The sequence below is a fragment of the Patescibacteria group bacterium genome, from assembly GCA_004297215.1.
Lineage (GTDB): Bacteria > Patescibacteriota > Patescibacteriia > UBA9934 > GWF2-40-263 > 2-01-FULL-63-20.
Genome location: SCUM01000002.1, coordinates 132,390 through 141,470, shown reverse-complemented (window position 1 = coordinate 141,470; position 9,081 = coordinate 132,390). Strand labels below are relative to the sequence as shown.

Below are 9,081 nucleotides of genomic sequence, written 5' to 3'. Positions count from 1 at the left end.
CGTCCAGCTCGACGGCACCCTCGCCGCAAACGGCACCGTCACGCTCGGCGACGCCGTCACCGACAACCTCACCGTGACCGCGGCGGTGCAGGGGACCAACGCCATCTTCTTCGACGGCTCGTCCGACGACACGAACGAGACCGTGTTCGCCATCACGAACCCCACGGCCGACCGCACCATCACCTTCCAAAATGCCTCCGGCACCGTGGCGTTCCTGTCCGACACGATCAGCTCCACGCTCACGGACAACACCGCCGACGCCCTCGATATCCAGGAGGGGACGAATAACTACATCAACATCAGCACGGCCAACGGCACGGAAAACATCTCGTTCGGCAATACGACGACCAACCCCTCGTTCAATTTCCTCGGGTCCGGAACGCTCACCGTCGACGGTCCGCTCACAGGGAACGGCACCCTTACGCTGGGTGACAACGGGGATACGGTCGCCGTCAACTCCTCGGACTGGGACATTTCCACCTCCGGCGCCATGACCGGCATCGGAGCGATCACGACTGACGGCACGTTCACGTTCTCGGGGGTCGCGACCGACGTCACGACCGGCACCAACGAGGCGCTCACCCTTTCGCCCAACGGCACGGGCGACGTGCTCGTTTCCGCGGACGCGGACACCCAGTTGCAAATCACGGCTTCCTCGGCCCCTGGGGTGGACATGCTTGCGATCACCAACACGGGCGTGGGCGCCACCGCGAACAACGTGGACGCGCTCTCGGCGTCCATCTTCACGGCCACAGGCGCCGGGGCCAACAACTCGGCCCTGCACGCGGTGATCGGCAACGCGCCGGTGGACGCGAGCGACGTGATGAACGGCCTTGAGGTGACGGGCGTGGCCCAGACGGTGGCCTCCACCACGCAGAACCTGGCGCGCCTCACCCCGGTGAACTCCGGCAACACGGCCGGCACGCTCGTGGGGCTGCAGATCGACGGCATCACCACGCTTGGCAGCGCCTCGGAAACCGCCATCAATATCTCGGCCAACTGGGACACGGCCATCGTCACCAACAACGGTTCCATCAACGCCGGCACGGGCGCCATCACCTCCGGCGCGGTCAACGGCCTCACGCTCGCTTCCGCGGCCGACGGGTTCACGGTGGCCGGCGGCACCACCAGCCGCACCCTCACGGTCACGGCCGCCGACATCACGGTGGGCTCCACCATCACCCCGACCAGCGCCGGGGCGCTTACGGTGTCCGCGAACGGGAGCAACGCGCTGACCCTCACGGGCGGAGCGGCGTCCACCTGGGACATCGGCGCCAACACCCTGTCGTTGCAGACCACGGGGAACGGCGCCATCACCACGGGCACGGGCACCTTCACCGCGGGCGGAGCGCTCGTCGTGAACGGCGACGCGACCCTTGGTGACGCCGTCACGGACAACGTCACGATGACCGGCGCGGTGCAGGGGACCAATGCCATCTTCTTCGACGGCTCCACGAACGACACGAACGAGACGGCCTTCGCCATCACGGATCCCACGGCCGACCGCACCATCACCTTCCCCAACGCCACCATCACCGTGAACGCGGCCAACGACCTCTCCGGCACCACGCTCAATTCCGGCGTGGTCACCTCCTCGCTCACCACCGTGGGTGCCTTGGACAGCGGCTCCATCACCTCCAACTTCGGCTCGATCGACGTGGGCGCGGACGCGATCACCACCACGGGCACGATCGGCACGGCCGGCACCACCACCTTCACGGGCGGGACGATCACTGGGTCTGGATTGCTCACGGTCAACGGCGGCATCACGGCCGACGGCGGCGTGTTCACGGTGGCCGACACCACCGGAAACCTCCACACCGGCGGCACGCTCGACGTGGACGCGGCCTCGGACCTCGGCGGGGACATCACCTTCTCCGCGGCCACCCCGACGGTCGTGATCACCAACACCGAGACGCTTACCTTCTCCGACGGCACGAACACGCTGCTCACCCTCGCCGACGGCGGCACCGCCGGGAACCTCACCGCGACCGGCACCCTCACGGTGAACGGCGGAACCGTGTCCGTCGCGGCCGCGGCCACCGACCTCGACATCATCGACAACAGCACGACCGGCTTCACCATCAGCCAGGGCGCCAACAACTACCTGGTGGTGAACACGGACAATACCAACACGGTGCTCACCCTCGACCTGCCCGCGGCCGGCGCGACCAGCACCACCGGCAACCTGTTCACGAGTTCGGTCGCGAAGACCGTGAACATCGGCACGGGCGCGGCCGCGCACACCGTCAATCTCGGTTCCACCAACACCACGTCCACCACCACGATCCAATCCGGCACCGGCAACGTCAACTTCCAGCCGGCGGGAACCGGCACGACCGCGCAGGTCCAGGTGGGCGCCGGCGGGGCCGGGTCGACCACCCCGGACCTCTTCGGGCTCGACGTGAAGTCCGATGCCGGCGACCCGACGGGGTTCGAAGGGGCGATGTACTACAACAACAGCTCCAACAAGTTCCGCTGCTTCCAAGACGCCACGTGGACCGACTGCATCGGCGGCGGCACGGGCGGGACCGACCTGCAACAGTCTCTTTCGTCTTTTGGAGCAACGACCATCACCGGGACGACCTCGGCCGCAGCCACATCGCTCGGCACGGTCGCAGTGACGCCGACCACGGCCACTGGAGACGTGTATGTATATACGAATCTTTGGTCGAACAGCGCATCCGCAACCGACCAGACGGTTACGGTCGAAATCAGGACCGGAGCGGCCTGTAACGCGGGAGCTCTCGTCAACGACGAGCCAGCCATATTGACGGATAACGGCGACGGACCGGCCATTTTCGTCACGGGCTTAGTCGTTGACCCAGGCGCTTCGTCGCAAACGTACGTCGTGTGCGCCTATTCCACCACGGCGAGCGGCGTTGCGCTTGGCGGTATCGCGGTCGCGATGGTCATTGACACGGGCGCCGACCTGGCCGAGTTCTACACGACCAACGATGCCTCCATCGAGGCGGCTGATGTGGTTGAATTGGACCCGACGCTCAAGACCGGCATGAAGAAGACGCGCGCCCCCTATGCCACGATGACATTGGGCATCGTGGCGACCAGGCCGGGGCTCGTCATGGGGAGCGTCGATAAGGAAGGCGTCGGAGCGCTCCCGGTGGCGCTCGCCGGGCGCGTGCCCGTGAAGGTGACGACGGAGAACGGCCCGATCGAGCCGGGCGACCTGCTCACCTCTTCGTCCACGCCCGGCGTGGCCATGAAGGCGACTGGGCCCGGGCCCGTGGTGGGCCAGGCCATGGTCGGTTACGCAGGAGAAGGCATCGGATCCGTGCTCGCCTTCGTGAAGAACTTCTATTACGCCGGCGCGCCGTTGCCGGACGGGCTTACGGCCGACGCGCCGTCTGACGCCGCGACGACGGATTTCGTGGAAATCACGGGGGACGGAACCGAGGCGCCAACGTCGGTCACGATCGACACGCTCGAGACGCTCACCGTGACCGGCGCGCTCATCGTGGAAGGCGACGCGTCCTTCAAGGGTTCGGTCGCGGTCGATGGCATGCTCACGGCCGGCGACATCGCGAGTCCGGCCATCGACGCGATCCGATCGTCCATCGAGGCAGTGTCCGGGAGCGCGAGCGCGAACACCGACGAGGTCGCCGCGCTCATTGCGCGCATCGAGACGCTCGAAGCCGCGGCCCTAGCAGCCGCGACGGAACCGACGACGGAGCCCACGACCCTCGACCTTTCCCTCATTGACCATGGTCTCACGGTGAACGGCACGCTCGTCGTGCAGGACGGCCTGGTGGTGGACCGCATCGGCTCCCTCGGCAACCTGCTGGTGCTTTCCGGCGACGTGGAGTTCGTTGGCCGCCCGACGTTTAGCAACGACACGGCCGGGTTCGCGGACGTCACCTTCGGTGACCGCATCGTCAAGGTGGAATTCGACAAGCCGTTCAAGGACGCGCCCGTGGTTTCTGCGACGCTCACGCTCGCGCTTGCCGAGGACGGCTCGCAGGTGGCGACCGAACAGGTGGTGCTGTCCAATGACATCAGCTTCATCGTGAGCGGCGTGTCCGTCGATGGGTTCTCGATCATCCTCAACAAGTCGGCACCCGCGGACCTGCGTTTCTCCTGGATGGCGTTCGCCGTGCGCGACGCGAAGACCTTCAAGAGCGAATCCGCCCCGGTCGTGGAATACTTCGAGCCCATCGTCCCGTTGCCGCCTGCCGAGGAGCTGGCCCCCGTGACCGAAGAGCCCGTACCCGTCGTTGAAGAACCGGCCCCCGTGACGGAAGAGCCGATCCCGACGGAGGAAGAACCGGTCATCGAACCCGCCGCCGCTGAAGCTCCGGCGGGGAGCGAGGTCCCGGCCGAGGAAGAACCGGTGGTTGAGGAAACTCCTGCGGAAGAGCCGGCCGTCGAGGAATCCCCCCTCGTCGAGACTTCGGGGGATGAGCCTGCGCCGGCCGAGGAAGAACCGGTCGTCGAAGAAACTCCGACCGAGGAGCCAGCCATTGTCGAGGAACCCGCGCCAATCGTGGAAGAGCCCGCCCCTGAACCACCGCCAGCGACGGAGCCCGCCGCCGCTGAAGCTCCGGCGGGGAGCGAGACGCCGGCATAACGGACGATTATGGAGTCTCCGAGCGTGAAGCCGACATCCTCGCCGTCCTCATTCTTCTCGCGTCCGCTCCCCGCCGCGAAAAAGCCGAAGGGCATCCCGAAATCGGCCCTGTTCGTTTTCGGGGCGTCGTTGGTCATCGCCTTGGTCGTGATCGCCGTCTTGTGGACGCAACTGCGCGAGGCTCGGCAACAGGCCGTGCAAGTCCCGGCGCCGGACGAGACGGCGCAGCTCGTCGCCGAGGTGGGGAAGCTCATCCGGCTCCCCGAGGACGAGGCGCCGACGGTCGCCACGGTGTCGGACCCCGAGAAGCTGCGCGAGCAGGCGTTCTTCAAGAACGCGAGCGAAGGGGACAAGGTGCTCATCTATACGCAATCGAAGAAGGCGATCCTCTATTCGCCGGCCTTGAAGCAGGTCATCGAGGTGGCGAACGTGAACTTGAGCTCGCCGCCTGCCGCCACGGCGCCGGCAACGGCCCCGTAACGTATGACGCGTCGCCTCCTGTCGGCCGTCGTGATCCTCGCCTCCTGCCTCTTCGCATCGATGGCCCGGGCGACGGATTACACCAGCCTGAACTTCATCCTGCGCGACCCGATGATGTCCTCGGGCGGTTCGGTGTACGCCACCAGCGCGAGCTTCCAGTACGTGAGCTCGACCGCAGAGCGTTCGGCGATCGGGCAGGGGACCTCGGCGAGCTTCTCGGAGAACGAGGGGTTCCTGTATTACCCGTTCGTGAGCACCCCGGTCGCGACCGCGACCCCGGGCGACGCGGAGGTGGACCTCACCTGGACGGCCGCCACCAGCGCGCTCGGGCTCACGGTCACTTCCTATGAGGCCGGCATCGCCACGGCCTCCGGCGGGCCGTACACGTTCACGAATACGGGGCTCACCCTTTCCAACACCTTCACGACGCTCACCAACGGGCTCGACTACTACTTCGTCGTCCAGGTACTCGACGCGTTCGGGGACGTGATCGCGACCAGCGCCGAGGTGACCGCGTCTCCGTCGGTCGGCGGGGGCGGAGGCGGAGGGGGCGGAGGCGGAGGGGGCGGAGGCGGGCCCGGCATCACTACCGGACGCATCCTCGCGCCGAGCGTGCTCGGGTACCCGAACCTTCCCGTGAAGGTGCTCTTGGACGGCCAAGAAGCGGCGGAGGTGATTTCCGGAGCCGACGGGCTCTCCGTCGTGACGCTCGAGTCGCTCACGGCCGGCACGTACCTGCTCACGTTCTACTCGACGGACGCGGCGGGCCGCCGCTCCAACCTGTTCAGCCTTCCCGTGACGGTCGTCGCCGGGGCCGATACGGCCGTGGGAGGGGTGTTCATCGCTCCTTCCATCTCGCTTGATCCGACGAGCGTCCCTCCGGGCGATTTGCTCGCCGTCTCGGGCACGACGGCTCCCGCGGCACAGGTCGTCGTCCGGGTCGCCGGGTATCCGGAGCATGACGCGACGGTCGAAAGCGCCGCGGACGGCAGCTACCTCGCGACCATCGACACGACCGGGCTCGCGACCGGCGCGTATGAGCTGTACGCGCAAACCACGTCAGGCGCGCTCGTGAGCCCCACGAGCCGGTTCGAACAGCTCACGGTGGAATACGAGCGCGGGACGCTGCCGCCGGGGGTGTGGCCCGACCCGGACCTGGACGGGCGCGTAGACCTCGTGGATTTTTCCATCCTCGCGTTTTGGTACGGCCGGACATTGGAAGGGGACATGGTGGAATACGAGCGCCAATTCTTGAGCGGGGACGGGAAGATCGACCTCACGGATTTCTCCATCCTGGTGTTCCACTGGACGGGCTGACCTATGAGACCGGCGTGGATGGCCGTCATCGCGTTGTGGCTCGTCGCTCCGGCCTCCGTCAGTGCCGCCGAGCTGTTCTTCGGCGCGGCGGCTCCGGAGGTCGCCTTGGGCGAATCGTTCGCCGTGGGCGTGTTCTTGGACGCACAAGGGGAGGAGATCAACTCGACCGAGGGCTCCGTGACGTTCGACGGCCGCGCGCTTCGCCTCGAGGCCGTCCGCGACGGCGAGTCGGTCGTCCCGTTGTGGATCGAGCGCCCGTCGCTCTCGGGTTGCCCGGACGGTTGCCGGGTGCGGTTTGCTGGGGCGATCCCGGGCGGGATCTCGCACCCGCGCGCCCCGCTGTTCAGCCTCGTGTTCACGGCGCTCGTTCCCGGCAAGACGTCCGTTTCCGCGGACGGGTTCCGGGCGCTCATCGATGACGGGAAGGGGACGGATGCCGGCGCGGACATCTCCCCCATCGTCTTCTCCGTCCGTTCCGACCGCACGGCCGTCCCCTTGTCCGAAGCGCCGGACGTCGAACCGCCGACCCCGTTCACCGTCACCATCGTCAACGATCCCAGGCTCTACGACGGCCGCGTCGCGGCCGCGTTCTCGGCCATGGACAAGCAGACCGGCATCGACCATTACGAGGTCGCGGAGCGCCTCGGCCCCCCCGGGCCCATTGACGGGCTTGCCTGGCAGCGCGCGGACAGCCCGTACCTGCTTCTTGACCAGACGCTTGCAAGCAGCCTGTACGTGAAGGCCGTGGACCGGGCGGGGAACGCCCGCGTGTCCGTGGTCGCCGCCGGATCCCGCACGTCTTTGCCCACAGCCGGCATGTTCCGCCCCGCTCTCCTTTACGGTATACTTGTCCTTATCATTGCCGGCCTCTTGGCTTGGCGCCTCGTATGGAGGAAACCTCCCAAGAACACCCCTCGTTCCCGCTGATCCGGCTGATGGCCGCCCTGTTCGGCCTCGTCTTGTCATGCGCGTTCCTGTCGGCGGCACACGCGGCGCAGGCGGCGAGCATGTACGTCAATCCGCCCAGCGGCGAAATCGAGATCAATGACCCGATCACGCTCGAGGTCCTCCTGTCGAGCCCGGACCAGGCCGTGAACGCCGTGAACGGGACGATCCGGTTCCCGACCGAGCTTTTGGAAGTGTCCGGCGTTTCCGTCAACGGTTCGGTCATCTCGCTGTGGCTCCAGCAGCCGGAGTATTCCAACGAGAACGGGACCATCAGGTTCGAAGGGGTCGTGCTCAACCCCGGCTATCAAGGGCCGGGCGCGCGATTGTTCACCGTCACCTTGCGCGGCAAGGGGAACGGCAACGCCGACGTCGCGTTTTCCTCCGGCGCCATCCTGGCAAACGACGGCATGGGGACGAACGTGATCACCGGGCTCTCGAAAGGGACGTACACCGTCAACGCGCCTTCCGTCGCCCCGCCGGTCCCGGAAGCCACCACGCCCGTAGAGACTCCAGGCGCCCCGGGCGGGCCGCAGGTCGCCTCCCCGTCGCACCCGAGTCCCACGGCGTGGTATCCGGGCCGCGTGGCGACCTTCACCTGGAACGTCCCGCCCGAGACGACCGCCGTGGCGTACCTGCTCGACCGTCGTCCGAACTCGACTCCGGCAAGCGCCGCCGACGGGACCCCATCCTCGTTCGTTTCGGGGGTCCTCACGGACGGCGCCTGGTATTTCCACGTGCGTACCAAGAACCAATACGGCTGGGGCGGCATCTCGCATTTCCGCGTGCAGGTGGACGGCACCTCCCCGTCGAGCTTCACGGCGACCGCGCTCCCGAGCGTGAGCGCCAACGACCCGCTCGCGCGGTTCAAGCTCTCGGCCTACGACGCGACGTCCGGCATTTCGCACTACGAGATCTTCGTGGAAGGGCGCGAGTTCGACCGCTGGGTCGATCCGGGAACGCACCAGTACCGTTCGCCGCCGCTCCCGCCCGGCTCGCACACGCTCACGATCCGCGCCGTCGACCTCGCCGGGAACTCCCTCGAACGCGAGGCGCAGGCCACGGTCACGGCCCTGCCCGCGCCAAGCATCCATTCCTACACCGCGCTCATCCGCTCCGACGAGCCGCTCATCGTTCGCGGCGGGGCGTTCCCCAACGCGCGCGTGAACGTGTGGGTGCAGCGCGGGGAGTCCGGCGTGATGGACACCGCGCAGGACCAGGCCGACGTGCGCGGGCTCTACACCATCGTGTACGACCGCGACCTGGAAAAGGGCGACGACTACCGCATCTGGGTGACGGCCGTGGACGAGCTGGGCGCGCAGACCCTCCCGTCCGAGGAGAAGCCGCTGCGCGTGGTGGCCGCGTCGGTGGAGGAGATCGGCAACATGGCCGTGCGCCTGCTCGTCACCATGGTGGTGCTGCTCTCGCTCCTGTTCACCGCCGGCTGGCTGCTCGCCTTCATCTGGCGCAAGCTCCTGTGGCTCTCGAGCCTCCTGGTCACCGAAAGCCGCGTGAGCCATGCGCACGTGGAGCGCACCGCCGAGATCCTCCGCCGCGACGAGACCCTGGCGGAACTGAAGAAGGACATCAAGGAAAACGAGGAAGAGCTCGAGATGGAGGTGCAGCGCATCGAGCGCGACAAGGAGCGCGGCGAGGTTCGCCGCCCCAAGGTGGTGCGCCTCGTGCAGACCGCCGTGCAAAAGCGAAAGGCGAAAAAGAAGCCGCCGACGGCCTGACGGCAAAAAACCGTCCTC

4 protein-coding genes are annotated in these 9,081 nt (G+C 67.3%); all 4 read left to right on the top strand.

Annotation, left to right across the window (positions count from 1 at the left end):
• Window positions 1-4,594: 4,594 nt before the first annotated feature.
• Genes EPO34_04900 through EPO34_04885 form a run of 4 tightly spaced genes read left to right on the top strand, consistent with a single transcriptional unit; the run spans window position 4,595 to window position 9,063 of the window.
• Entirely contained in the window at window positions 4,595-5,065 is a 471-nt protein-coding gene (locus tag EPO34_04900; GenBank protein TAK03369.1) for a hypothetical protein, read from the top strand.
• Window positions 5,066-5,068: 3 nt separating this feature from the next.
• The gene (locus EPO34_04895; protein TAK03368.1) at window positions 5,069-6,382 is read left to right on the top strand and encodes a hypothetical protein; all 1,314 of its coding nucleotides are present in this window, start codon (window positions 5,069-5,071) and stop codon (window positions 6,380-6,382) included.
• A gap of 3 nt (window positions 6,383-6,385) precedes the next feature.
• Window positions 6,386-7,309: a hypothetical protein gene (locus EPO34_04890; protein TAK03367.1), complete on the top strand. Its 924-nt coding sequence runs from the start codon at window positions 6,386-6,388 to the stop codon at window positions 7,307-7,309.
• Complete coding sequence (locus EPO34_04885) at window positions 7,270-9,063, top strand: hypothetical protein (protein ID TAK03366.1); 1,794 nt, start codon at window positions 7,270-7,272, stop codon at window positions 9,061-9,063. The genes EPO34_04890 and EPO34_04885 overlap by 40 nt, the downstream gene beginning before the upstream one ends.
• The last annotated feature ends 18 nt before the right edge of the window (window positions 9,064-9,081 follow it).